The organism is Mesorhizobium huakuii, assembly GCF_014189455.1.
Taxonomy (GTDB): domain Bacteria; phylum Pseudomonadota; class Alphaproteobacteria; order Rhizobiales; family Rhizobiaceae; genus Mesorhizobium; species Mesorhizobium huakuii_A.
Genome location: NZ_CP050296.1, coordinates 1363110 through 1386345, shown reverse-complemented (window position 1 = coordinate 1386345; position 23236 = coordinate 1363110). Strand labels below are relative to the sequence as shown.

The following is a 23236-nucleotide window of genomic DNA, read 5'->3' as shown; positions in this document are numbered from 1 at the left end:
GGGAGGGGGTTGTCCATGAATTTCGTGTTCTTCTCGCCGCATTTTCCGACCAACGGCGCCGATTTCTGCGACCGGCTGAAGAAGGCCGGCGCCACCGTGCTCGGCATTGGCGATGCGCCCTATGATGCGCTGGACGGCAGACTGAAGGCGGCACTTTCGGAATATTACCGCGTCGCCGACATGGAGGACTACGATCCAGTGTTCCGGGCGATGGGGCATTTCATCCACAAATGGGGCCGCATCGATCGCTTCGAATCGCTCAACGAGCACTGGCTGGAACTGGAAGCAAACATCCGCACCGATTTCAACATCTACGGCACCAAGCTCGATTTCGTGAAGAACCTGAAGCGCAAGAGCCGCATGCGCGCCTTCTTCCGCAAGAGCGGCGTCGAGACCATCGCGCAGCGCAAATGCTCCGACCGCGCCGGCGCCATGACCTTCATCCGCCGCGTCGGTTACCCCGTGGTGGTGAAGCCCGACAGCGGCTCAGGCGCTTCCAACACCTTCAAGATCTCCAACACAGGGGAGCTCGACCAGTTCTTCCGGGACAAGCCCGAGGACGTGACCTTCGTCATGGAGCAGTTCATCGAGGGGCTGGTGGTGACCTATGACGGGCTGGTCAACCGCGACGGCGAGGTGGTGCTGGCGGCCAGCCACCGCTACGACCAGAGCGTCATGGAGGTGGTCAACAAGGACCGCCACATGAGCTACACCTGCTTTCCCCATATCAGGCCAGCGGTCGAGGAGGCCGGCCGCAAGATCCTCAGGGCGTTCGACGTGCGCGAGCGCTTCTTCCACATCGAACTGTTCGAGACCAGGGACGACCGGATCATCGCGCTGGAGGTCAACATGCGGCCGCCCGGTGCCTGGATGACCGACGCCATCAATTACACGTTCGATATCGACGTCTATGCGGCCTGGGCCGACATGGTGGTCAAGGACGCCGCCGGCGGACCCTATGAGGGCAAGTATTTCACCGCCTATGCCAGCCGCAAGCGGCACCTCCACTATTTGCACAGCCATGAGGACGTGCTAGCGGCGCACCGCGACAAGATCGTCCACCATCAACCGATAGAAGAGGTTTTCAGCCGCGCCATGGGAAATTACGCCTACCAGATGCGCTCGAAGGATCAGGCTGATCTGCGCGAGGCAGTCGCCTATATCCACGCGGAAAAGGCCTGAGGCCATGGACATCTCCTATCACAAGCATTTCTCGGGCAAGCTCGGCCGCGACATGGAATACAAGCGCTATGGTCATGCCGGGCGGCCGGTGGTGGTGTTCCCGACCTCGCAAGGGCGGTTCTACCAGTTCGAGGATTCCGGCGGCGTCGGCGCGCTTGCCGAATTCATCGACACCGGCCGCATCCAGCTGTTCACGGTCGACGGCATCGATTCGGAATCCTTCTTCAACAAGCACGCCGATGCCGCGCATCGTATCGCCCGCCACGAGGCCTATTTCCGCTATGTGCGCGAGGAGGCACTGCCGGAAATCTTGTCCACCGCATCGGCCGCCAATGGCGGGCGCAAGCTGAAGCCGCTGTTCTCGGGCTGCTCGATGGGCGGCTACCATTCCTCGAATTTCGTCTTCCGATTTCCCGAACTCGCCAGCGGCGTCATCTCGCTGTCGGGAGTGTATTCAGCCCGCGATTTCTTCGGCAAGGCGCTCGACGGCGACATCTTCTACAACTCGCCGCTCGATTATCTGCCCGGCATCGTCGATCCAAAATTGCTTGCACGGCTGAAGGCGCTGCGGCTGATCTTCTGCTGTGGGCAGGGCGCCTGGGAAGAACGCATGCTGGTCGAGACGCGCAAGCTGGAACAGATCCTGCGTGACAAGTCGATTCCGGCCTGGGTCGATTACTGGGGCGGCGACGTCAGCCATGACTGGCCGTGGTGGCACAAGCAGCTGGCCTATTTCTTCGGCCGCTGGCTGGATGATGATCTGATGCACAGACTGGACTAAGGTGCATTGATATTCAGGTGAGGCTGGCCTGCAAATGGCTGATACCTGCGCTTCGGTGCTCACGTACGAAAGTACGCTCCGCTCCGGTTCTCGGTATCAGCCATTTTCGACTCAGCCTGACCTGAATCTCAACGCACCTTGGGCACAGATGATATCGACACCAGACCCCATCCGCCGCTTTGTCGAGGCCACCAATGAAGGCGATACGGAAGCCTTTCTTGGCACCTTTGCGGATGACGCGTTCCTGAGCGACTGGGGACGGGACTTTCATGGCCGTGAGCAGATCGCGCGCTGGAACCAGTCGGACAATATCGGCGTGAAGTCGCATCTCAGCATCGTCAGTATCACGCCGGCGGAAGGCACCTATCGCGTCCGCATCGCCGTCAAGGGCAAGGGCTTCAACGGCGAGGGCGACATGACCTTCACGCTGGATGGCGACCACATAGCGAGCCTCGTCATCACCTGACTGAAGCCTGAGCAAACTATCCTTCCTGGCAGACCGGCAGAGAAACAGGCTCGTGCTCCGCTGCCGATCCGCGACGCAGGCCAAGGAAGACGACAAGAGCGGTGACGATGGTGATTGCCGCCAGCACGATCAGCAGCCTGTCGAATGCCGTCTCGTAGGCCTGGACCAGAGCCATGGCACTGGCCGTCGGCAGATGCCGCGCCGTTTCTCCGACATTGCCGGTCACCAGCAGCTGCGCGGCGGCGGCCGCATCCCTGGAAGACGCTCCTTGAGCGGCGAGTTGTGCCGCGGTGAAGCCTGACAGGGTTGCCATGACGATCGCCACCGCCACGCCCTCGCAGGCGACACGCGTGGTGTTGAAGATGCCGACCGCCATCCCGCGGCACGACACTGACGGCAAGCCCGTCCATCAACCCCCAGGGCAAAGCGATGCCGACGCCGATCAGCACCAGCGGCGCCACCAGCGCGATGGCGATTGGCGGTGTCAGGCTCAGCCAGACGAGGCCGGCGGCAGCGATGAGCAGGCCCACGCCGCAGATCGTGGCCGGCGCGATCCAGCGCGCCAGCTGGCCGGCAAGCAGGGGCAGGATCAGCAATGGCCCCGAGAGGCAGATCATCAATTGCCCGGCCTTGATCTCGCTCATCCCTTCGATGCCGATGAAGCGGATCGGCAACAGCACCAGCAGGACGACGAAGCCATAGGCGGGCGCCGCCGCCAGGAACTGGACGCCGACGAAGCGGGGAAAGCGAAACAGCGTGAGATCGAGCATCGGCCGCCGTACGCGCCGCTCGACGATTACGAAGGCGGTGAAGAAGAGGACCGCCGCGGCGAGCAAAACGATGACGAGGGGATCGGCCCAACCACTCCGCGGCGCCTGCAGGACACCATAGGTCAGCGAGGCCAGCGCTGTGGTGAAAGTGCCGGCGCCCGCCCAGTCGAGGCCGGTGGCATCCGGGTCGCGCGATTCCTTGATGGTGCGCAGACCCAGCGCTGCCGAGGCGATCGCCAGTGCCGCGACCAGAACAAAGATCGACCGCCAGCCGAATGCGGAGATGAGCAGGCCCGAGGCGATGGGGCCGAAGGCCAGACCGATGCCGAAACTGGTGCCGAGGAAGGAGAAGGCGCGAAGCCGCAGCGGTCCCTCGAATTCCTGCGCAAGTGCGGAGGCGCCGCCGGCAAAAGCCAGGGCACTGCCGATCCCTTGTGCGGCCCTGAACATGTCGAACCAGACGATGTCGGGCGCCAGCATGGCGCCCAGCGACGCCAGGACATAGAGGCAGAGGCCGGCAAGGAAGATGCGCTTGCGGCCGTGGTTGTCGGCGAGCGCTCCAGCCGCCATCAGGCTGGCGCCGAAGGTCAGCATGAAGGCATTCGTCACCCAATTGAGCGCGATCGGGCTGCCGCCGAGGTCGGCCGCGATGCGGGAAAGCGCGACGGCCGGGCCGGTGAAGGTCAAGGGCATGGTCATCGCGGCAAGGCATACCGACAAGAGCACAAGCCATCGCTCGGCCGGGCCGGTTGGGGTCTTCGAGGTCATGGATTTTCCTATCTAAAGCAGCATCCGCCGGCATGTGCGTGGGTCGTGCGCCGGTCGTAGCGACAAGATAGGTCGACGGCCTTTCCGGAAAAATGGTATTATATCTCCTGATATACCGGACTGAAACGCTCGAATGGAAGACAACGATGGATCGTCTCAGTGGCCTCTTGGCCTTCGCCCGCACCGCCGAGCTCGGCAGTTTCATCGCCGCCGGCCGGGCGCTCGGCATTTCGGCCTCCGCCGTCGGCAAGAGCGTCGCGCGGCTCGAACAGGAGCTCGGCGTGCGGCTCCTGCAGCGCAGCACACGGCGCATCGGCCTGACCGAAGAGGGCAGGCTGTTCAACGAGCGGGTGCGCCGCATCCTCGACGACATTGACGATGCCGAGGCGATGCTGTCGCGCACGCGGGAGACGCCGCACGGGCGGCTGCGCGTCTCGACCCCGATCGTCACCTATCATCTGCTTTTGCCGGTGCTGTCGGAGTTCATGGCGCGCTACCCCGAGATCGAACTCGACATCGATTTCAACGACCGCATCGTCGACATAATTGACGAAGGCATCGACGTCGCCATTCGAAGCGGCGCGCTGCCCGATTCACGATTGGTGTCGAGACCTGTTGCGCCCTTTCGCATGCTTCTGTGCGCGGCGCCCTCCTACCTGGACCGCCATGGCACACCCGGCGAGCCGGCGGATCTCGTCAGGCATTTCGGCATCAACTTCCGCTTTCTCAACAGCGGCAGGCTGCTGGAGTGGCCGTTCATCACCGGAAGCGCCGAACCACAGATCCGCTCGATGCTGACCTGCAACAACATGGAAGCCTTGAAGGGCGCCACGCTCGCCGGACTCGGTATCGCCTGCATGCCCGATTTCTTGGTCCGCGAGGCGCTGCGCGACGAAAAGCTGCGTATTGTACTGGACGACCATATAGACGGCCGTGGCCAGTTCCGGATGCTGTGGCCCTCCAATCGCCATCTGTCGCCGAAGGTGCGCGTCTTCGTCGATTTCCTTCCTGAGCATCTTGCGGTGGCGCGATGAGTCGCCGGCGGGGCACGGCCTTGTGATTTCCAGATGTGAAGCGAAAGCGGCACGACGCAGGGTCTCGATCTCTTGGCGAAAAGGAGTGCCTGGAAATGCAATGGATCGACTGTGTGTCCTATTTCTTCGGTGGCGCGGTGTTGACGAATGCCGTGCCGCATTTCGTCAGCGGCGTGATGGGACGGCCTTTTCAAAGCCCCTTCGCCAAGCCGCGCGGTCAGGGCCACTCTTCCTCGACCGTGAACGTTCTCTGGGGATTCCTGAACCTCGCGATCGGTTACCTCCTGGTGATCCGTGTCGGAGATTTCGACCTGCGATCCATGGCCGATGTCGTCGCGCTGGGGCTGGGCACGCTCCTTATGGGTGTGGTGATGGCGCGCATGTTCGGCCGCTTCAACGGCGGCAATTCTCCGGCCGATGGGTGAGCGGTCCGGCAAAAGGCCCGCTCCAGATAAGGCCCTTTGCGGGTCGCGGAAAAATATGATTACTTAAGTCAAGTTTCTTGTGGAAACTCCGGCGACGCTGTGGCATGCCCGGCGATGGGGACGAGGCCGAAACCTTTCGGCGGCTTCGTTTGAACCGCTATCGAAGGATTTCAGCGATGGACCAGTTGAGCGCGCAGACCCGCATCAGCGACGAGGCAATCAGGTCGGCGATCGAGCGTCTGCGCACCGAGCACGGCGAATTCGAGATCGAAACCGGGGCTGCCGACCGTTGGGAGCTTCGCCTGTATTATGGGTCGTTGAGCGCCACGATCGAGGATCACGGCATGCTGGTCCGCGTTGCGGCAACAGACGAAACCTGCCTCTCCTACATGAAGATGACGGTGGCCGGCCATGTTGCGCAGCATCTCGGTACGACCAGTGGATTGCGCTGGCAAGGCGACGGCAGCGATGCCGGCACGCCGGTCTTCTTCCGCGAGATCACGGTGCTGTCGTCGACGCGGATTTCGCCGCATATGCAGCGCCTGCGCTTCGCAGGCACGGACCTCGGCCGCTTCACCCATGGCGGCCTGCACATGCGGCTGCTGTTGCCGCCGCGTGGCCGGCGGCCGGTCTGGCCCTCGATAGGCCCTGACGGCCTGCTGGTCTGGCCCTCGGGCGACGATGCGCTCACCGTGCGGGTCTACACGATCCGGGCGATCGATGCGGCAAGCGGCTGGCTCGATGTCGATTTCGTGCTGCACCCCGGCCAGGATACGCCGGCCGCCGCCTTTGCACAGAGCGCCCAGGCGGGAGATGTGATCGGGATGATCGGACCCGGCGGCGGCGATGCGCCGGAGGCGCAGACCCTGCTTCTCGTCGGCGACGACACCGCGCTGCCTGCCATCGGCAGGATCCTTGAGCACTTGCCGCCGTCAGCCCGCGCCGAGGCGCTCATCGAAGTCGATGGTCCGGACGATCGGATCGCGCTGCCGCAAGGCGGGTCCATCGACATCACCTGGCTCTCCCGGCATGGTCGCGAGGCGGGCGGCGCCGGACTGCTGCCGGCTGCGCTTCGGGAGCGTAACCACGCCGCGCTTGCCGACGGCCTTTTCGTCTGGGCCGGATGCGAATTCGCCGACTTCCGCGAGATCCGCAAGATCTTGCGCAAGGAATGGGGCTTGCCACGCGACAGGCATCTGGTCACTGCCTATTGGCGCCGCGGCGCGCAAGGCGAAAATGGGGGCGGCGAGGAATAAGGCACTGATGGCGCTGAAGCAGGTCAGTCCCGGATGCTTCTGGCCACCAGCCGCGCGACGCTCGGGCCGACGAGCAGCACAATCAGGAAGCGCGCCGATTGCAGGGCCATGACGAAGGAGATGTCGACGTTCTGCGCCGCGGCGGCGATAATGGCGACGCTGTCCATGCCGCCGGGGCTGGTTGCCAGATAGGCGGTCAGCGGATCGATGCCCAGGAGATGGCTGATCAGGAAGGCGAGCCCGCCGCAAAAGGCGATCAGCGCCACGATCGAGGCGATGATCTGCGGCAGCGCGCGCGTCGCATGGCGCAGGATCGGCCTGGTGAAGTTCAGCCCGATCGACCAGCCGACCATGGCGTAGCTGATCGCCAGCAGCCAAGGCGGCAGCTGCATCTCGACGCCAAGGCCGAGATGGACGACGGTGCCGAAGATGAAGGTGCCGAGGAAGAAGGGCGAGGGCAGCCGGCAAAGCTTGCCCGCCAGGCCGCCTATGACTGCGATGCCGATGGTGGCGGCGAAGGCTTGGACATCGATCAGCGGAAACCAGATGATCGGCGGGACTTCGATGCCCGATGTGTCGACCCACATCTTGGCGACGATCGCCGCCGTCATCGAGACAAAGATGACGCGCAGATACTGCATGAAGGCGACGAGGCGCTGGTCGGCGCCGAAGGCGCCGGCCATCAGCACCATGGCGGTGGCCGCGCCTGGCGACGAGCCCCAGACGGCGGTGGTGCCGGGCAGGATACGCCAGCGGCTGATCAGCCAGCCGAGCAGGCTCGAGGCCGCGACCGTGGCGATCACCACGCTGAGGAACAGCGGCCACTCCTGATAGAAGACGGGGAAGATATCGGCCGAGATCGAAGCGGCGACGAGACAGCCGACAATGGCCTGGGCGGAGCCGAACAGCAGGCGCGGCACCCGCACCGTGGCGCCATTGGTGCCGGCGACGATCGCCGCCAGCATCGGCCCGATCAGCAGCGCCGCCGGCAGAGCGGCGAGTTCGAGCGCGCCGGCAAACAGGGCCGAGATGGTAAGCAGGACCATCCATTGCCAAGGCTTGCCCATCCGCGCCATGCGCTCGGTGGCGGGCTGGTCGGGTGGTGGCTGCTGGGCTGAGGAATCCATTTTTTCGGTCTTAGACGCGAAGCACGGCGATGCGAACCCCGCCGTGCCGAAAAATGAAGTGCGGTCCCAAAGTGCCTTGATCAGAACTTCCGGATAGGACCTGGGTAGCGAGCCACAAGATCGTCCGTTGTCAGCAGGGTGATGCCTTCCACGATTGCCTGGGCGACCAGGATTCGATCGAAGGGATCCTTATGCACCGCGGGAAGTCCGTCGATGGTGACGGCGTGTTCACTGGTGATCGGCAATTCAAGATAACCGCTGTCGAATAGGCCTCGCCGCAGCAAACGCGGGTCGACCTGGAAATCATCGCGCCCAAGTCCCCGCTTGATTGCGATCTCCCAAAGACTGGCGGGACTGAACAGCAATTCGTTGTCTGGGTTCTCAATCTCGCCGAGAGCCGCAAGTGGCAGCCGCTCCGGTTCGCTAGCCGCCCACAGGAGCAAATGGGTGTCGAGCAACAGTTTCACGCCTTGCCACCGAACAGTTGCTCGATGTCTTCGCTGCCCATGCGATCGAAATCGTCAGGGACGGAAAACTGGCCAGCCATGAAGCCGACCCGTCGCGCCTGCGAAGCCGGCTGATCGATAGGCACGACTTTGACCAACGGTTTGCCCGCTTTGGCAATGATGAAGGGCTCACCTTTGGCGGCTCGATCAACGAGACGTGAAAGATTGGTCTTCGCATTGTGAATGTTCACGGTCTGCATCGCAGGTCGCTCCATATGGACTTAGTCCGCAGAACTTAGTCCATTCTGAGGGCATTGCAAGGGCTGAACTCGCGAAACCTGCGGCTACGATTGTTCACCCTTATCGACGGGACGCGAGGGCTGCGCTTCGAGTAGGCGTCGGGTCGTCCGTCCGGCTCAGCCCGTCTTGCCGTCAGCCAAGCCGAAGCCGCCGACGGGGTGGGTCTCCACCTGGAATTCGAAGCCGGCGATGAAGGGGCGCGCCTTGGCGATGGCCGCCTGGACTTCCGGAAGCTGCAGTGAGGCCTTGTGGCTTTCGGCGTCGGTCCACACTTCGGTGACCCAGATCGCATCGGCATCCGCGGGGTCGCGGGCGATGATGTAGCTCAGGCAGCCGGGCAGGGCGCCGGTGCTGGCGCGCAGGACGTCCATCACCGCGTCGCGCTGGCCGCGCGATGCCCGCATCTTGCCGATCAGTCCGTACATTCTGTTGTCTCCCCTTCGAAGTCTCCGACAAGAGTATGCGGGCCTTCAGTATGCAGATAGCCGGTCACGGCATCAACTGGCCGCCATTGACCTCGATAACCTGGCCGGTGATGTAGCCGCTCAACAGGTCCGACGAGAGGAACAGATAGGCGCCGACACAGTCTTCCGCCGTGCCGGCCCGCCCCTGCGGAATGGTGGCGACCATGCCCTTGATCTGCTCGTCGGTCGAATAGCGCTCATGGAAGGGTGTCAGGATCGTGCCTGGCGCCACGGCGTTGACGCGGATGCCGAAGCCGATCAGTTCCTTGGCCATGCCGCGTGTCACATTGGAGACGAAGGCCTTGGCAGAGCCGTAGAGACCGGCACCGCCGCCCGCCCCATTGCGCGCGGCGATCGACGAGGTGTTGACGATGAAGCCGCCCTGCTTCTTCAGCCAGGGGATGGCCTTGCGCGAGGCGGTCAGCACCGAGCGGGCGTTGAGGTCCATCACCGCGTCATAATGCGCTTCGGTCTGCTCGGCATAGGGCACGCGGCCGAGCATGCCGCCGGCATTGTTGACCAGTCCATCGAGGTGGCCGAAATGCTGGGCGCTGTCCTCGACGACGCGTTCGACATCGGCGGCAACGGAAAAATCGCCCCGGACGAGGAACACCTCGCCGCCGCGGTCACGAATGGTCTTGCCCAGTTTCTCGGCGGCCTCCTGGCTTGAATTGTAATGCAGCGCCACTTTGGATTTCTGCGCGGCATAGGCCAGCGCGAGCGCCGCGCCTATGCCGGTCGAAGCGCCGGTGACCAGCACCGCCTTGCCGGCGAGATCGGGGATGGTAAGCGCGGTCGTGGCGGGCACTGCTGGTCCTCCGGAGGGTTCAGCGAGACCAGCCGTTCCCGGCCCCGGAGTCAAGACTGTGCACTATGGCCGCAGATAGGCATAGCCCTGGCTTTGCAGTTCCGCGAGCTTGACGACGCCACCCTTGTCGGCGGCATGGAAGCCGTCGAGCAGGTCGGTGAGCGAAATGTCCATGCCCCGCATGGTGTTGCCGCAGGCCTGCGGCTCGAGGCCTTGCTGCACCAGGCCGGCGAAGCGGCTGGAGACCGCGGCCGATATGCCATTCGACTTGAAGGCGGCCAGGGCCGGGCCATGCACGACCAGCACGATGTCGACATTGCCGCCGGTGCCCTCATAGTGGTTCTTGATGTTGCCCAGCACGAAGTTGACCTTGTCCACATCACTTAGGTGATAGGCGACTTTCAGCCTGGCAGACTCCGTGGCAGCGGCCTGCACCGCCCGCAGGCCAAGAAACGTTCCGGTCCCGGCAAGAACCGCGCGGAACATGTCGCGTCGGCGCATGGCATCCTCCCTGGATTTCACCGCAATTTGCGTGGCTCCGGCCGCAATACTAGCATAAGTTGACGCAACGTCCTGTCGATGCGAGGAGAGGTCACATGACGTTCAGGGCAGGGGAATGGAAGACAATTGCGGGCGCCGGATTCGCCGTCGCGCTGCTTGGTTTGCTGGCAGGCACGGCCGTCGCCGACGATACGCTTAAACTCAAGGAACTCAGCCCGAACGGGACGGACGCCTGTTTCGGCCGGGTCTATGACGCGGCGCATCTCAAAGCACATCCGAAGCAGAAAGTGGCGCGGATCTTCTTCTACTATGGCCATGATCCAGTCAGCCGGCCGAATGAGGAACCGGCCGCGAATTCCGACACCTCCTACAATGGCTTCGTCACCACCACAGTGCGCGGTGCCAAGGCGCCGCAATGGGCAAGCGGCTGGTGCAATCACGAATCCGAGGACGGCACATCCGGCCCGATCCGCTGCGGCATGGATTGCGACCGCACGCTGGCCTCGCTGAAGGTCGACGACAAGGGCCGGGTGCTGCTGTCCGACCTGTCGCCCGATATCTATCTCGATCCCGACTCAGAGGAGCAACTCGGCAAGGCGGAATATGACAGGCAGGCGCTCGGCTCGGAGGATGACAATTTCCGCCTGGACCCGATGCCGGCTGCGACCTGCAAGGCCGAATTCGCGCGCATCGATCCGATCGATCCGGCGCTCGGGGACCCGTTGCGCGTGCGGCTGAAGCCTGACCAGCCGTTCTGCTACGGCCGCGACTACGATGCGGCGCATATGAGTTCACACCCCAACCAACTGGCCCAGTCGATCCGGGTTTTTCGCGGGCCTGTGGAACTCGCTTCCTACGCTTCGGGCGGTGACGTTGCCAATTGGCCTGATGGCGCCGACATCGCCGTTTCGGTCACCACCAGGCTGAAGTCCGGCAAGGTCACGCAGACCTATTCCTGCCAGGGCGAGGCGGACCAGTGGCGCTGTGCTGCGAGCTCGAAGATGAGCGATTTCTCCTGCGACATCGCGCAGAAGGAGATCTTCCTCAAGCGCGGCGCCAACGGCATGATGATGCTGGCCAATCCCAACAGCAGCCTGGCGATCGTCGATCTCTGCTCGAAGGCGGCCGACGGCAAGACGAAGTCCGATGATAAGGTCTATCGGCTGGAGCCAATGCCGCAATCCGCCTGCGCACCTTGAGGCCTGCCGATATTCAAGTGATGCCGGCCTGCGAACGGTGGCTTCCTGTGCTTCCCAGTTCTACTGCGTCGCAGTAGAACTGAGTTCACGTACTTTAAGTACACTCCGCTCCGGTTCTCGGAAGCCACCATTCTCGGCTCGGCCTGACCTGAATCTCGACAGGCCTCAGGCTGGCGCAAAGCTATGCAAACGGCACGGCCGTCGTGCCTTTCGGCAGCTTCGCCTCGTCGTCGGGCTCGACGTGGATAGTGACGCGCACCGAGGGGATTTCGGCCCTCAACGCGTCTTCGATGCGGTCGCAGATGACATGGCTGGCGCCAACCGACATCTCGGCATCGACGACCAGATGGAACTCGATGAAGGTGGCACGGCCGGCGATGCGGGTTTTGAGGTCATGCACTTCCAGCGCGCCCTTGCAATTGGCCGAGATGACGTCGCGGATGTGCATATGCTCCTGGGTGTCGACCGCGCGGTCCATCAGGCCGTTCATCGACGAGCCGATGACATGCCAGCCCTGCCACAGGATGTTGAGCGCGACGATGACGGCGAGTGCCGGATCCAAGATCTGCCAGCCGGTCAGGATCGCCCCGACCAGGCCGCCGAAGACACCCACCGAGGTCACCACGTCGGTCATGATGTGATTGCCATCGGCGACCAGTGCCGGCGATTTTTCGGCCCGGCCGGCGCGGATCAGCGTCCAGGCCCAGAAGGCATTGATGACCGTGGCGATGCCGTTGACAGCAAGTCCGTTCCACGGCTTTTCAAGGGGTGCCGGCGCTTGCCAGGAGCGCCAGACCTCGTTGAGGATCAAAAGCGCGGCGAGCACGATCAGCACGCCTTCGAGCACCGCCGAAAAATACTCTGCCTTGTGATGGCCGAACGGATGATCCTGGTCGGCCGGCTTGTAGCTGACCTGGATCGCCCAGAAGGCGGCGCCCGAGGCAATGACGTTGACGATCGATTCCAGCGCGTCGGAATAGAGCGCGACCGAGCCGGTGATGTACCAGGCGGCGGCTTTCAGCGCGAGCACGACAAAGGCGACCACGATCGACCAGAAGGCAAGGTTGGCAACCTTGCGCTTCGCGGCCGCCTTGGCCGCGATCGCCATCGTGTTCTCGGCTTCGGCCATCGAGGTCAGGCTGCCTTTTCCTTGGCCTTGCGCGGCAAGTGGGCGACGATGTTTTCGATGATGCGCATGCCGGCATTGTGGCCGAGCGTCATGATCGATTCCGGATGGAACTGCACCGCGGCGATCGGCTCCTTGCGGTGCTCGAAGGCCATGATGACGCCGTCCTCCGTCTCGGCCGTGACGATGAAATCGTCGGGCAGGCGCACCGGATCGGCAAAGATTGAGTGGTAGCGGCCGACAGTGACTTCCTTCGGCAGGCCGGAGAAGATGATGCCGGGCTTCGAGACGCGGATGCGCGAGGGCTTGCCGTGCATGGGAATATGCAACTGCCTGAGTTCCCCGCCATAGGCCTCGGCCAGCGCCTGCAGGCCAAGGCAGACGCCGAAGATCGGCAGGTCGCGGGCGCGGGCCTTTTTGATGGTCGCGGCGCAATCGAAATCCTTTGGTGTGCCGGGACCGGGCGACAGCACGACGAGGTCGGGCTTCAGCCGCTCGAAGACCTCCTCCGGCACCGGCGTGCGCACGGTCGAGACATTGGCGCCGGTCTGGCGGAAATAGTTGGCCAGCGTGTGGACGAAGGAGTCCTCGTGGTCGACGAGCAGGATGTTGACGCCGTCGCCGACACGCGCGGTGGTGCGCTCGGTGCTGGCGGAATTGCCCATCTTGGCGTCGCGGATGGCGGAGAGCATGGCGGATGCCTTCAATTCGGTTTCGGCTTCTTCTTCCTCGGGGATGCTGTCGAACAGCAGCGTGGCGCCGGCGCGCACCTCGGCAATGCCGTCCTTGATGCGGATGGTGCGCAAGGTGAGGCCGGTGTTCATGTCGCCGTTGAAATTGACCATGCCGATCGCCCCGCCATACCAGGCGCGCGGGCTCTTCTCGTTCTGCTCGATGAAGCGCATGGCCCACAGTTTTGGCGCGCCGGTGACGGTGACCGCCCAGGCATGCGACAGGAAGGCGTCGAAGGCGTCCATGCCTTCGCGCAGCCGGCCTTCGATGTGGTCGACGGTGTGGATCAGGCGCGAATACATCTCGATCTGGCGACGGCCGATAACGCGCACCGAGCCCGGCTCGCAGACGCGCGACTTGTCGTTGCGGTCGACGTCCGAGCACATTGTGAGCTCGGATTCGTCCTTCTTGGAGTTGAGCAGCTTCAGGATCTGCTCGCTATCCGAAATAGCGTCGTCGCCGCGCTTGATGGTGCCGGAGATCGGGCAGGTCTCGACGCGGCGGCCATTGACGCGCACGAACATCTCCGGCGAGGCACCGATCAGATATTCGTTTTCGCCCAGATTGATGAAGAACGAGTAGGGCGAGGGGTTGATCGATTTCAGCTTGCGGGAAATCTCGGATGGCTGCGTTTCGCAGCGCTCGTAGAACATCTGGCCGGGTACGACCTCGAACAGGTCACCGCGCTTGAAACTATCCATCGCCTTGCGCACAAGGTTGGCATATTCGCCCGGCTCATGGTCACCGCGCGGCGGGATGCGGTCGGCGGTTCTGAACGGTTCGGCGATTGCGTCGCGCGACAGGCCTTCGGTCGAGAAACCCTCGCCTGAATAGTCGTAGCGGTCGGTCCAGGCCTTGGCTGAATAATGGTCGACGACCAGGATCTCGTCGGGCAGGAACAGGACGAGGTCGCGCTGGCTCGGCTTGCGCTCTAGCTTGTAGTCGACCGGATCGAACTGAAAGGCGAGGTCGTAGCCGAAAGCGCCATAGAGGCCGAGATTGGCATCTTCCTCGGTCTTGAACAGGGCCGTGATGGCGCGCAGCACGGTGAAGACCGAAGGCACGCGGCTGCGTTCCTCCTCGGTGAAGACACGGCCGGGTTTGGCGACGTCGAGCCGGATCAGCTTCTTCGATGCCTCGGCGATTGTGACATCTGCGAGGCCGCCCAGCGTCTTGCCGATGACCGGCAACAGGGCCTCGCCACGGCCGTTCAGCGCCTCGATGCGCATGGCGCGGCCCCGCGCGGAGATGACCAGCGGCGGGTCGATGATGGCGGTGTCCCAGCGCGTGTAGCGGCCGGGATATTCGTAATTGGAGGAAAACACCGCACCCCGGCGCGCGTTCAAGCCATCGACATAGGTGTCGATCGCACCCGCATAGGGCCGGTCGTGGCGCTCACGGGTGATGGTGATGCCACCCGCGGTCACGAAGCTTTCAGCGCCGTTTTCCAGAACCTTCATCGTCATTGCCGTCTCCATTTGGCTTGTTGGGGCAACGGACCCGGACTGGCTTGGAAAAAACAAATGGCCGCCCGGACTTTCCGTTGCGGCCACCCTCTCTTTTCACGCACGCGCGTTCGAACAGGCCGCTGTCAGCAGGCCCACCACCAAATGGTCTTGGTCGAACGCATATTCATGGCGAAATCCATAGCGGCGAAAAACCAGATGCGCAACAGGTTTGAAAAGTCTGTCCGGTGGCCGCCGCTTCCCCGGCTCATGGCACATCGCCACAGCCGGTGGTCCCGGCTAAGCTGACTTCCAACGATACCAAGACGGGAAACACCCATGACCGACCAGGCCGAGCGCGCGCGGACGTTCCACTCCCTTCACGTCAAGGGCAACCCGATCGTTCTCTACAATGCCTGGGATCCGGGTTCGGCCAAGATCGTCGAGAAGGCCGGCGCCAAGGCCATCGCCACCGGAAGCTGGCCGGTCGCGGCCGCGTTCGGCTATGCCGATGGCGAGAAAATTCCGCTGGAACTAGCGCTCGACAACATCAAGCGTATCGTCGCGGCGGTCGACCTGCCGGTGACCATGGACCTCGAGGGTGGCTACGGCGTCGATCCGGAATTCGTTGCTCGCACAGTGACGTTGGCATTGCGCGCCGGTGCCATCGGTTTCAATTTCGAAGACCAGATCGTCGGCGGCGCAGGCCTGCACGACATCACTGTTCAGGTGAAACGCATCGAAGCCGCTGCCGCCGCCGTCAAGGCGTCCGGCATACCGGCCTACCTCAACGCCCGCACCGACATTTTTCTCAAGGCGAAACCGGATGCGCATGATGACGTGCTGCTCGATCAAGCCATCGAGCGCGCGCAGGCCTTCGAGGAAGCCGGAGCGAGCGGCTTCTTTGCGCCGGGTCTTGGTGACGAGGGCCTGATCGAGACGCTCTGCAAGTCGACGAACCTGCCAGTCAACATCATCGCGCTGGCGCATGTGCCGCCGCGCCAGCGGCTGGCCGAACTCGGCGTCGCCCGCATCAGCCACGGCCCGGTGCCATACCGGCAGATGGCCGAATGGCTGGAGGCCAAGGCGCGGCAGGCGATCTCAGGCTAGGTCAATCCTCCAGCGTACCCGACCTTGCGTCGGCGCTCTTCCTGTCGCCGACCAGCTTCAGCAGGTCCTCGCCGGCGCGGATGATGCGGCGCGAGCGGCGGGTCAGGATGATGCCGTCCTGCGGTGCGAATACCTCAGTACGGCCATCGGCTTCGCCCGGCGCGTGGACGACCGTAGCGAGGCGCGCGCCGCGGGCGACCCGGTCGCCGGGCTTCACGTCGTAGAGGACAGCGCCGGCGCGGGGAGCCGGCATCATGTCGATGTTTTCCAGCGGGGCGACCACGCCCTTGAACGGGCCGGGTGCAGGGAGCGTGCTGTCGGCGATCACGCCGCGCGCCACCAGCAGCCGGTAGAGGCCTTCGGCGTCGGCGGCGGCCAGCGCGCCATCGACATCGAGGATGCCGCGATATTCAACCGTGGTGGCGACACGCCGGTCGAACTTGGCCACCTCAGCGGGAACGTTCTGGTAGGGCATGATCGAGGCGCCTTCGAAGGTGCCGTCGCTGTCCTCGCTCCACAGCACGACCGCATCAATGCCCATGGCGGCAGCGCAATCGGCCATGGCCGGCCACAGGCTGGTGTGGATGTAGAGATAGGCGAGGCCCTCATCGTCGCAGTGCAGGTCGAGCACGATGTCGTGGCCGAGCGACAGTTGCACCAGGCGTGACTTCAGCCGTTGGTCGGCGCCGCCAAAGGCGGTATCGGGCAAGAGCTTGGCGTCTGGCGCGGCGAGCAGCGGAAAACCGCGGTTGAAATTGGTGCGGGTGCCCAGGTGAAAGCGGCCCTGGTGCTCGCCGAAATGATATTGCGCGCGGCCGATCGGATTGGCCCAGGGCACGATGGTGATGTTGCCCTTGATGCGGCCTTCGGCCTCGGCCTTGTTCAGCGCCGGCATCAGCGCGTCGATGGCGACGACGCCCGGCAGTTCGCCGGCATGGAGGGCGGCCTGCAGATAGGCCGAGGGCGCCGCCTTTTCGCTGCCTGTGAGGCGGAACACCGGGAATTCGTACGAAACGCCCTCGCTGTCACCGGCGATGCGTTCGATCGATTTCTGCATGACGTCCTCCCACCAGAGCAGTTCACCGTTTCATGGAACGACGAACCGCTCTGCTTTTCGTTTTAACGCAATTCCGGACGGAAAACCGTTTCACACTTTTTCTGGATTGCTCTGGAGCCACGAGACATGCCCATTTGAAGGTGCCGATGTCGATTGGTCCAGTCCGCCGCGTTATGGGCGCAAGGGTAGTCTCTTGCCTTGCTGCATGTCGTTGTCCCAAAACCGCTGCGCACTTTTGGGCGACAGGCAGCTACTCGGCTGCCGCCTGAAGCGGGAGAGGCGAGCGCCGGTCCAAGGCTTGCGACAGCACCGCGACGGTCACCGCGAGCAAGGCGAGCACCGCGCCGACCAGCGGCAGGTGGGCGTAGGAAACGCCGGCGGAAAGCGCCACGCCGCCGATCCAGGCACCGCTGGCATTGCCGACATTGAAGGCGCCCTGGTTCAGCGTGGCGGCAAGGTTTGGCCCTTCCGACGCTGCCTCGACGACACGGATCTGCAGCGGCGGCACGACGACGAAGATCAGCAGTCCCCAGAGGAAAACGATGCCGATGGCGACGCTGGCAATCGCGCCGAACTGCATGAAACCGACGAACAGCACCGCCATCAACAGCAGCGTGCCGATGACGGTCGGCATCAGCTTCCAGTCGGCCAGCCGGCCGCCGATGATGTTGCCGATCGTCATGCCGGCGCCGAACAGCAGGAGCACCCAAGTGACTGCAGAGGTCGACAGGCCGGACACGTCGGTCAGATAGGGTTTTATGTAGGTGAACACGGCAAACAGGCTGGCCGAGGCCAGCGAGGCGATCAGCATCGCCAGCCAGACCTGCAATTTACCCAGCACGCGCAACTCGCCGCGCAGGCCGCCGCCGCTCGGCTCGGCGACGTCAGACGGCACCAGCCAGGCGATCGCCGCGACCGAGATCAGACCGATGCCGACAACGGCGATGAAGGTGGCGCGCCAGCCGAAGGCTTCGCCCAGCGCGGTTCCGGCGGGAACGCCCAGAATGTTGGACAGCGTCAGTCCGGCAAACATCAGCGCCATGGCGCTGGCCCGCTTGTTGCGCGGCACCAGGCTTGCGGCGACGACTGAGCCGATGCCGAAGAAGGCGCCATGGCCGAAGGCGGTGAAGACGCGCGCGGCCATCAGCGTCCAATAGTCAGGCGCGATGGCGCAGAGCAGGTTGCCGACGACGAACGACGCAGTCAGCCCGACCAGCACCGGCTTGCGCGGCAGATGCGCAGTGGCCATGGCGACGATCGGCGCGCCGAAGACGACGCCCAGCGCATAGCCGGTGACCAGCAGGCCGGCCGAAGGGATCGACACGCCAAGGTCCGCGGCGACCTCCGGCAGCAGGCCCATAATGACGAATTCGGTGGTGCCGATGCAGAAGGACGCAATGGCAAGCGCAAGGATCGGCAAAGGCATGGGGCGTCCAGACTGAATCGGTTCAATTTGGGGATTGAACGACGAGCCAAGCCATGCGCAATGCACATTGCTGCAATGCACCAATGCAGAAAGTCTGGAGCTTGAGGTGCCTCAGACGAGCGGCTTCAGCTCCTGGGCAATGGTGGGCAGCAGCTCCGACACTGTGGGGTGGATGTGCGTAGCGCGCGCCAGCGTGTCGACCGGCGCCTTGGCGTACATCAGGTCGAGCACGCAATGCACGGCCTCGTCGCCGCCGGGACCGAGCACGGAACAGCCAAGGATTTGCCGCGTGTCGGCATCGACGAGGATCTTCATGAAGCCTTGCGTCTCGCCCTTTTCGACGGCGCGGCCGACGCGGGTCATCGGCCGCTGGCCGACCAGAGCCTTGCGTCCGGATTTCTTCACCACCGCCTCGGTCATGCCGCAGCGGCCGAGTGGTGGATCGATGTAGAGCGCGTAAGCCTCGATGCGGTCGCTGACTTTGCGCGGATCATTGTCGAGCAGATTGGCGGCGACGATCTCATAGTCATTGTAGGAGGTGTGGGTGAAGGCGCCCTTGCCGTTGCAGTCGCCCATCGCCCAGATGCCCGGTACGTTGGTGCGCAACTGGTCGTCGACAATAATGGCGCCACGTTTGTCGACGGCGACGCCGGCTCTGTCGAGGCCGAGATCGTCGGTGTTGAGGGTGCGCCCCAGCGCCAGCAGCACATGCGAACCGACGGCCGGCGGCTTGCCGGCTGAGAAGGTCACGGCGATATCGCCGCCCTGTTTGGCGAAGCCGATGTCATCAGCGCCGACATGGACCGCGATGCCTTCATTTTCGAGGATGGACAGGATGGTGGCCGAGACGTCCTCGTCCTCGCGTCCGGTCAGGCGCGGGCTCTTCTCGATGACGGTGACTTCGCTGCCGAAACGGCGGAACATCTGCGCGAATTCGAGCGAGATGTAGCTGCCGCCGACGACGATCAGATGGCGCGGCAAGACGTCGAGATCCATCATCGAGGAGTTGGTCAGGTAGTCGATGTCGTGGATGCCGGGAAGGTCGGGCACAGAGGCGCGGCCGCCAGTGTTGAGGAAGATTTTTTCGGCGGTCAGAAGCTCGTCGCCGACGCGCACCGTGTTGGCGGATTCGAAGCGCGCATGGCCACGATAGAGCGTGCATTTGTCCATGCCGGCGATCCAGCTTTCCAGCCCGGTGCGGGAGGCGCCCGAAACCTTGTCCTTGCGCGCCTTGATCGCCTTATAGTCGACGCCGACAGGGCCACTGAGCGTCACGCCATAGTCGGCGGCGCGCCGCGCCAGATGCGCGGCATAGGCGCTCGCCACCATCGTCTTGGTCGGGATGCAACCGGTGTTGACGCAGGTGCCGCCGACCAGCTTGCGCTCGATCAGCGCCACGCTCATGCCGGCTGCGTTCAGCCTGCCGGCGAGCGGTGTGCCGGCCTGGCCAGCGCCAATGATGATGGCGTCGAAAGTTTTTGCCGTCATGCCACCGCCGCCACGATCAGCAGGCCGCCGATGATCGCCACCGCGTCCTCGATGAAGGCGGCGGGCGGATCCTTGCCGAAGGCCGCCGCCAGCCGGCCGCGCGCTTCGGCGCCGCCAAGCGTACCGATGACCGCGCCGATAGCGCCGGAGATCAGGCAGACGATGGTGGAACCACCCGTTGCGCCAATCACCGCGCCGGTGAAGGCGCCCATGATGATGCGGGCGCCGAACTGCTGCGGCACCTTACGGCTTGGCGTTGACGGCAACTGATCGGTGACCAGCTCGACGATGGCGAGGATGGTGAAGATGCCGACGGCGGCCCAATGGCTCATGAAGCTCGCCCAGCTGTCGGCAACCGGCAGCCAGCCGAGATACGCGCCCCAGGCGACCGCGGCCGGCGCGGTCATGGCGCGCAGACCGGCAATGACGCCGATCAGAAGTGCAAGAAGATAGAGCATGTTGATCCCCCTCGATCACCCGGCAAGGACGCCTTGAGAGGGCAGGCTACCATAGGTCCGATATTTGACCAGTACTCGGATTGGCGCTTTTCTACTGGACGCAACTATGCTTTGCAACGACGTCAATTGGAGACCCGCCATGGCTGGAAACGAGCGCGCGAAGATGGCGGCCGGCGAATGGTACACTTGCCTCGATGATGAGTTGGAGGCGCTGCGCGTCACGGCGCGCGACGCGGTCTTCGAGCACAATTCATTGCCGCCGAGGCAGCGCGAAAATCTCGGGCCTGGCCTGAAGGCATTGCTCGGCGGCGTGGGCGAGGGTGCTCGCATCGAGGCGCCGTTCCACTGCGCCTACGGCTTCAACATCGTTCTCGGCGATGGCGCGTTCCTCAACGCCAGCTGCACCATCCTCGACACGGCAAGCGTGCGCATCGGCAAGGGAACGCTGCTTGGCCCCAATGTGCAGATCTACTGCGCCGAGCACCACAAGGAGGCTGCCGGCCGGCAAGCGGGACTGGAGATCGCCAGGCCGGTCGAGATCGGTCCCCATGCCTGGATCGGCGGCAGCGCCATCATCCTTGGCGGCGTCAGCATCGGCGAGGGCGCCATCGTCGGCGCCGGTGCGGTGGTGACGCGTGATGTGCCCGCGAACATGACGGTGGTCGGCAATCCGGCGCGGGCGGTCAAGCGCGGCTGAAGCGATCAGGCGTGCGCCATGCGCTTGCCCTGGTCCGTACGCCTGGAAAACTGGCGTCGATATTGCGCCGGCGATGTTCTCAGCCTCGCGGCGAAATGCTGGCGCAGCGAGGTGGCGCTGCCGAAGCCTGCTTCGAAGGCGACGATGTCCATCGATTTCTCCGTGGCTTCCAGCAGGCGTTGCGCCAGTGCGATGCGCTGGCTGGTCAGCCAATCGCCAAAACTGGTGCCGATCGATTTCTGGAAGCGGCGGGTGAAGGTGCGCCGTGTCAGGCCGGCGGCGTCGGCAACGCTGTCGAGGCTGTGGGTCTCGCCGAGTGTAGCGCGCACCGCGTCGAGGGCCTGGGTGAAGCGGTCGGCGTCAGCGCTCTTTGCCACGGGGCGTTCGATGAACTGCGCCTGTCCGCCTTGGCGGTGGGGTGAGAGCACGATGTGGCGGGCGAGCCGCAGTGCCACTTCCGCGCCAAAGCGGGCGCGCACGATATGCAGGCAGCAATCCAGTCCGGCAGCGACGCCGGCCGAGGTGACGATGTCGCCATCATCGACATAGAGCACGTCGGCATCGATCGAAATGTCGGGGTGCAGGGCGTGCAGCTGGTCGGTATAGGCCCAGTGCGTGGTCGCCTTCCGCCCCGAAAGCAGGCCAGCGGCGGCGATGGCAAAGGTGCCGAGACACAGGCCGACGATCAGCGCCCCGCGCCGGTGCGCGCGGTCGAGCGCTTCGTTGAGCGGCCTGGCCAGAGGCGCTCCGAGATCCTTCCAGCTCGGGATGATGATGATGTCGGCATCGTCGAGCGCGGACAGGCCGTGCGGGACAAGGATGCTCAGCCCGGCATCGGTCTGGATCATGCCTTGCTCGACCCCGCAGACACGGAAGTCGAAGCGCGGCAGGCCGAGCCTGGTGCGGTCGGCGCCGAACACCAGGCAAGGCACGGACAGATGGAACGGGCTGATGCCGTCGAAGGCGAGCACGGCGATGATCGGGGCGGTCATGGGCGTTTCCAGTGAGGGAAGTGGATTGTCCCAATTCTTTCGAATGATGTCAATCGGGCCACTTTTGGTCGGTCGCCGGCCAGCCTATTTTCCGCCCATCGCATTCAAGCCTGAAAGGAAAACACCATGTCTGCCCCAGCCAACACTACGCCGCGCCGCGCGCTGATCGTCGTCGATGTCCAGAACGACTATGATGGCGGCAACCTGGCAATCCAGCATCCGCCGTTCCGCGACAGCGTCGTCAATGTGGCGCGCGCTATGGATGCGGCTGCCGCCGCCGGCATCAAGGTGGTTGTTATCAAACAGATGGCGCCGGAGACCTCGCCGATCTTCGCCAAGGGGAGCCATGGCGGCGAGCTGCATCCGGAAATCGCCAGGCGTGGCCGAGACCATTATGTCGAGAAGATGCTGCCCTCGGCCTTCACCGGCACCGACCTCGAAGCGTGGCTGCGCGCCAACGCCATCGATACGCTCACGGTGGTCGGCTACATGACGCATAATTGCGACCTGTCGACCATCATCCATGCCGTCCATATGGGCTTTGCCGTCGAGTTCCTGTCGGATGCGACCGGCTCGGTGCCTTATGCCAACAGCGCCGGCTATGCCTCGGCCAAGGAGATCCACCGCGTGGTGACTGTTATCCTGCAGTCGCGCTTCGCCGCGGTGCTCAAGACCGCAGAATGGGTCGAGTGCCTGAAGACCGGCGCCTTACCGGAGCGCGACACGATCTACGCGTCCAACCAGCGGGCGCTGGCGCGCAACGCGGCGTAAGGTCATCCCCCAAACAAAAAGGGCGCCGCATCGCTGCGGCGCCCTTTGTTGCCGGTGGCGCCCAAGAGTCTCCAGACCGATCTTCGATCTGGTCCTCAATTGGAGAAATCATTTCGATTCAAGCAATTGCGCTGAACGGGGCAAATTTTCTCCATCGTTTCAATGAAGAGGATCAACAGAAAAGAAGAAGAAAATTTGAGGCAAAAGAACGGTATTTCATGCATGCGCGCTATCAACTTGCCACGAGCATATGTTTGGGTTCTAATGGAGCTTCGATTGGTAGACAGTGGGGCTAGCAATTGAAAGCGCGTGTATTGTGGATAGTGATTGCCGGGACGCTGGCTGCTGTTGCGGCCGTTCTTCCTTGGCCTGCTTTTGCTCAAGTCCCTCCGCATGCTCCAGGTACA

At 63.8% G+C, this 23236-nt stretch carries 23 protein-coding genes and 1 pseudogene; 10 read left to right on the top strand and 14 right to left on the bottom strand.

Going from position 1 to position 23236, the window contains the following annotated elements; all coding sequences use genetic code 11:
* The first annotated feature begins 15 nt into the window (after positions 1-15).
* From HB778_RS06960 to HB778_RS06950, 3 genes are read left to right on the top strand one after another with little or no spacing between them, the layout of a single operon-like run.
* Positions 16-1182, top strand: a complete 1167-nt coding sequence (locus HB778_RS06960) for an ATP-grasp domain-containing protein (RefSeq protein WP_183462562.1) — start codon at positions 16-18, stop codon at positions 1180-1182.
* A 4-nt stretch (positions 1183-1186) separates the two neighbouring features.
* Positions 1187-1963 carry an esterase family protein gene (locus tag HB778_RS06955; protein ID WP_183462560.1) on the top strand — a complete coding sequence of 259 codons (777 nt, stop codon included), beginning with the start codon at positions 1187-1189 and terminating at the stop codon, positions 1961-1963.
* Between the two features lie 34 nt (positions 1964-1997).
* Positions 1998-2429 carry a nuclear transport factor 2 family protein gene (locus HB778_RS06950; protein WP_244661841.1) on the top strand — a complete coding sequence of 144 codons (432 nt, stop codon included), beginning with the start codon at positions 1998-2000 and terminating at the stop codon, positions 2427-2429.
* Between the two features lie 16 nt (positions 2430-2445).
* On the opposite strand, the pseudogene HB778_RS06945 reads toward HB778_RS06950, so the two are convergent.
* Positions 2446-3967: pseudogene (locus tag HB778_RS06945) on the bottom strand (MFS transporter).
* Positions 3968-4113: 146 nt separating this feature from the next.
* Here HB778_RS06945 and HB778_RS06940 point away from each other — a divergent pair.
* The 3 genes from HB778_RS06940 (at position 4114) to HB778_RS06930 (ending at position 6682) form a co-directional block, all read left to right on the top strand.
* The gene (locus tag HB778_RS06940; protein WP_183462558.1) at positions 4114-5001 is read left to right on the top strand and encodes a LysR family transcriptional regulator; all 888 of its coding nucleotides are present in this window, start codon (positions 4114-4116) and stop codon (positions 4999-5001) included.
* A gap of 95 nt (positions 5002-5096) precedes the next feature.
* Positions 5097-5426 carry a hypothetical protein gene (locus tag HB778_RS06935; protein WP_183462557.1) on the top strand — a complete coding sequence of 110 codons (330 nt, stop codon included), beginning with the start codon at positions 5097-5099 and terminating at the stop codon, positions 5424-5426.
* 176 nt (positions 5427-5602) lie between these two features.
* Positions 5603-6682, top strand: coding sequence for a siderophore-interacting protein (locus tag HB778_RS06930; protein ID WP_183462555.1), 1080 nt, complete (start codon positions 5603-5605; stop codon positions 6680-6682).
* A 23-nt stretch (positions 6683-6705) separates the two neighbouring features.
* On the opposite strand, the gene HB778_RS06925 is transcribed toward HB778_RS06930, so the two are convergent.
* The 6 genes from HB778_RS06925 to HB778_RS06900 all read right to left on the bottom strand — a co-directional run bounded on the left by HB778_RS06925 (position 6706) and on the right by HB778_RS06900 (position 10328).
* Positions 6706-7809 carry an AbrB family transcriptional regulator gene (locus tag HB778_RS06925; RefSeq protein ID WP_183462553.1) on the bottom strand — a complete coding sequence of 368 codons (1104 nt, stop codon included), beginning with the start codon at positions 7807-7809 and terminating at the stop codon, positions 6706-6708.
* 80 nt (positions 7810-7889) lie between these two features.
* Positions 7890-8276, bottom strand: coding sequence for a type II toxin-antitoxin system VapC family toxin (locus HB778_RS06920; RefSeq protein WP_183462551.1), 387 nt, complete (start codon positions 8274-8276; stop codon positions 7890-7892).
* Complete coding sequence (locus HB778_RS06915; RefSeq protein ID WP_183462549.1) at positions 8273-8515, bottom strand: type II toxin-antitoxin system Phd/YefM family antitoxin; 243 nt, start codon at positions 8513-8515, stop codon at positions 8273-8275. Before HB778_RS06915 ends, HB778_RS06920 begins: the two co-directional genes overlap by 4 nt.
* Positions 8516-8671: 156 nt before the next feature.
* Positions 8672-8980 (bottom strand): putative quinol monooxygenase, encoded by a 309-nt coding sequence (locus HB778_RS06910; protein WP_183462547.1) that lies wholly within the window; start codon positions 8978-8980, stop codon positions 8672-8674.
* A gap of 64 nt (positions 8981-9044) precedes the next feature.
* Positions 9045-9827: an SDR family NAD(P)-dependent oxidoreductase gene (locus HB778_RS06905; RefSeq protein ID WP_183462545.1), complete on the bottom strand. Its 783-nt coding sequence runs from the start codon at positions 9825-9827 to the stop codon at positions 9045-9047.
* A gap of 63 nt (positions 9828-9890) precedes the next feature.
* Positions 9891-10328 carry a DsrE family protein gene (locus tag HB778_RS06900; RefSeq protein WP_183462543.1) on the bottom strand — a complete coding sequence of 146 codons (438 nt, stop codon included), beginning with the start codon at positions 10326-10328 and terminating at the stop codon, positions 9891-9893.
* Between the two features lie 95 nt (positions 10329-10423).
* Between HB778_RS06900 and HB778_RS06895 the strand changes: the two genes are divergently transcribed.
* Positions 10424-11527, top strand: a complete 1104-nt coding sequence (locus HB778_RS06895; RefSeq protein WP_183462541.1) for a hypothetical protein — start codon at positions 10424-10426, stop codon at positions 11525-11527.
* Positions 11528-11708: 181 nt separating this feature from the next.
* Here the strand turns inward: HB778_RS06895 and HB778_RS06890 are convergent, their stop codons facing one another.
* Complete coding sequence (locus HB778_RS06890) at positions 11709-12656, bottom strand: cation diffusion facilitator family transporter (protein ID WP_280515955.1); 948 nt, start codon at positions 12654-12656, stop codon at positions 11709-11711.
* A 5-nt stretch (positions 12657-12661) separates the two neighbouring features.
* Complete coding sequence (locus tag HB778_RS06885) at positions 12662-14851, bottom strand: anthranilate synthase (RefSeq protein WP_183462539.1); 2190 nt, start codon at positions 14849-14851, stop codon at positions 12662-12664.
* A gap of 318 nt (positions 14852-15169) precedes the next feature.
* Between HB778_RS06885 and HB778_RS06880 the strand changes: the two genes are divergently transcribed.
* On the top strand, positions 15170-15940 hold the full coding sequence (locus HB778_RS06880; protein WP_183462537.1) for an isocitrate lyase/PEP mutase family protein: 771 nt from the start codon (positions 15170-15172) through the stop codon (positions 15938-15940).
* 1 nt (position 15941) lies between these two features.
* Here the strand turns inward: HB778_RS06880 and HB778_RS06875 are convergent, their stop codons facing one another.
* The 4 genes from HB778_RS06875 to HB778_RS06860 all read right to left on the bottom strand — a co-directional run bounded on the left by HB778_RS06875 (position 15942) and on the right by HB778_RS06860 (position 20369).
* Positions 15942-16997: a succinylglutamate desuccinylase/aspartoacylase domain-containing protein gene (locus HB778_RS06875; RefSeq protein WP_183462534.1), complete on the bottom strand. Its 1056-nt coding sequence runs from the start codon at positions 16995-16997 to the stop codon at positions 15942-15944.
* 250 nt (positions 16998-17247) lie between these two features.
* Positions 17248-18423, bottom strand: a complete 1176-nt coding sequence (locus HB778_RS06870) for an MFS transporter (protein ID WP_183462533.1) — start codon at positions 18421-18423, stop codon at positions 17248-17250.
* A gap of 111 nt (positions 18424-18534) precedes the next feature.
* Complete coding sequence (locus tag HB778_RS06865) at positions 18535-19911, bottom strand: FAD-containing oxidoreductase (RefSeq protein WP_183462531.1); 1377 nt, start codon at positions 19909-19911, stop codon at positions 18535-18537.
* On the bottom strand, positions 19908-20369 hold the full coding sequence (locus tag HB778_RS06860) for a DUF4126 domain-containing protein (RefSeq protein ID WP_183462529.1): 462 nt from the start codon (positions 20367-20369) through the stop codon (positions 19908-19910). Before HB778_RS06860 ends, HB778_RS06865 begins: the two co-directional genes overlap by 4 nt.
* Before the next feature lie 139 nt (positions 20370-20508).
* Here HB778_RS06860 and HB778_RS06855 point away from each other — a divergent pair, with 139 nt between their 5' ends.
* Complete coding sequence (locus HB778_RS06855) at positions 20509-21066, top strand: sugar O-acetyltransferase (RefSeq protein WP_183462527.1); 558 nt, start codon at positions 20509-20511, stop codon at positions 21064-21066.
* Positions 21067-21071: 5 nt separating this feature from the next.
* On the opposite strand, the gene HB778_RS06850 is transcribed toward HB778_RS06855, so the two are convergent.
* A complete protein-coding gene (locus HB778_RS06850) occupies positions 21072-22058 on the bottom strand; it encodes a helix-turn-helix domain-containing protein (protein ID WP_183462525.1) in 987 nt (328 codons plus the stop codon).
* 126 nt (positions 22059-22184) lie between these two features.
* Between HB778_RS06850 and HB778_RS06845 the strand changes: the two genes are divergently transcribed.
* Complete coding sequence (locus HB778_RS06845) at positions 22185-22829, top strand: cysteine hydrolase family protein (protein WP_183462523.1); 645 nt, start codon at positions 22185-22187, stop codon at positions 22827-22829.
* The last annotated feature ends 407 nt before the right edge of the window (positions 22830-23236 follow it).

Excerpts from the sequence above, each read along its gene's own strand:
- HB778_RS06865 (WP_183462531.1), bottom strand. The coding sequence starts at position 19,911 with ATGACGGCAAAAACTTTCGACGCCATCATCATTGGCGCTGGCCAGGCC.
- HB778_RS06875 (WP_183462534.1), bottom strand. The coding sequence starts at position 16,997 with ATGCAGAAATCGATCGAACGCATCGCCGGTGACAGCGAGGGCGTTTCG.
- HB778_RS06900 (WP_183462543.1), bottom strand. The coding sequence starts at position 10,328 with ATGCGCCGACGCGACATGTTCCGCGCGGTTCTTGCCGGGACCGGAACG.
- HB778_RS06845 (WP_183462523.1), top strand. The coding sequence starts at position 22,185 with ATGTCTGCCCCAGCCAACACTACGCCGCGCCGCGCGCTGATCGTCGTC.
- HB778_RS06885 (WP_183462539.1), bottom strand. The coding sequence starts at position 14,851 with ATGACGATGAAGGTTCTGGAAAACGGCGCTGAAAGCTTCGTGACCGCG.
- HB778_RS06870 (WP_183462533.1), bottom strand. The coding sequence starts at position 18,423 with ATGCCTTTGCCGATCCTTGCGCTTGCCATTGCGTCCTTCTGCATCGGC.
- HB778_RS06895 (WP_183462541.1), top strand. The coding sequence starts at position 10,424 with ATGACGTTCAGGGCAGGGGAATGGAAGACAATTGCGGGCGCCGGATTC.
- HB778_RS06935 (WP_183462557.1), top strand. The coding sequence starts at position 5,097 with ATGCAATGGATCGACTGTGTGTCCTATTTCTTCGGTGGCGCGGTGTTG.
- HB778_RS06860 (WP_183462529.1), bottom strand. The coding sequence starts at position 20,369 with ATGCTCTATCTTCTTGCACTTCTGATCGGCGTCATTGCCGGTCTGCGC.
- HB778_RS06925 (WP_183462553.1), bottom strand. The coding sequence starts at position 7,809 with ATGGATTCCTCAGCCCAGCAGCCACCACCCGACCAGCCCGCCACCGAG.
- HB778_RS06955 (WP_183462560.1), top strand. The coding sequence starts at position 1,187 with ATGGACATCTCCTATCACAAGCATTTCTCGGGCAAGCTCGGCCGCGAC.
- HB778_RS06950 (WP_244661841.1), top strand. The coding sequence starts at position 1,998 with ATGGCTGATACCTGCGCTTCGGTGCTCACGTACGAAAGTACGCTCCGC.
- HB778_RS06930 (WP_183462555.1), top strand. The coding sequence starts at position 5,603 with ATGGACCAGTTGAGCGCGCAGACCCGCATCAGCGACGAGGCAATCAGG.
- HB778_RS06960 (WP_183462562.1), top strand. The coding sequence starts at position 16 with ATGAATTTCGTGTTCTTCTCGCCGCATTTTCCGACCAACGGCGCCGAT.
- HB778_RS06915 (WP_183462549.1), bottom strand. The coding sequence starts at position 8,515 with ATGCAGACCGTGAACATTCACAATGCGAAGACCAATCTTTCACGTCTC.
- HB778_RS06940 (WP_183462558.1), top strand. The coding sequence starts at position 4,114 with ATGGATCGTCTCAGTGGCCTCTTGGCCTTCGCCCGCACCGCCGAGCTC.
- HB778_RS06910 (WP_183462547.1), bottom strand. The coding sequence starts at position 8,980 with ATGTACGGACTGATCGGCAAGATGCGGGCATCGCGCGGCCAGCGCGAC.
- HB778_RS06850 (WP_183462525.1), bottom strand. The coding sequence starts at position 22,058 with ATGACCGCCCCGATCATCGCCGTGCTCGCCTTCGACGGCATCAGCCCG.
- HB778_RS06855 (WP_183462527.1), top strand. The coding sequence starts at position 20,509 with ATGGCTGGAAACGAGCGCGCGAAGATGGCGGCCGGCGAATGGTACACT.
- HB778_RS06880 (WP_183462537.1), top strand. The coding sequence starts at position 15,170 with ATGACCGACCAGGCCGAGCGCGCGCGGACGTTCCACTCCCTTCACGTC.
- HB778_RS06890 (WP_280515955.1), bottom strand. The coding sequence starts at position 12,656 with ATGGCCGAAGCCGAGAACACGATGGCGATCGCGGCCAAGGCGGCCGCG.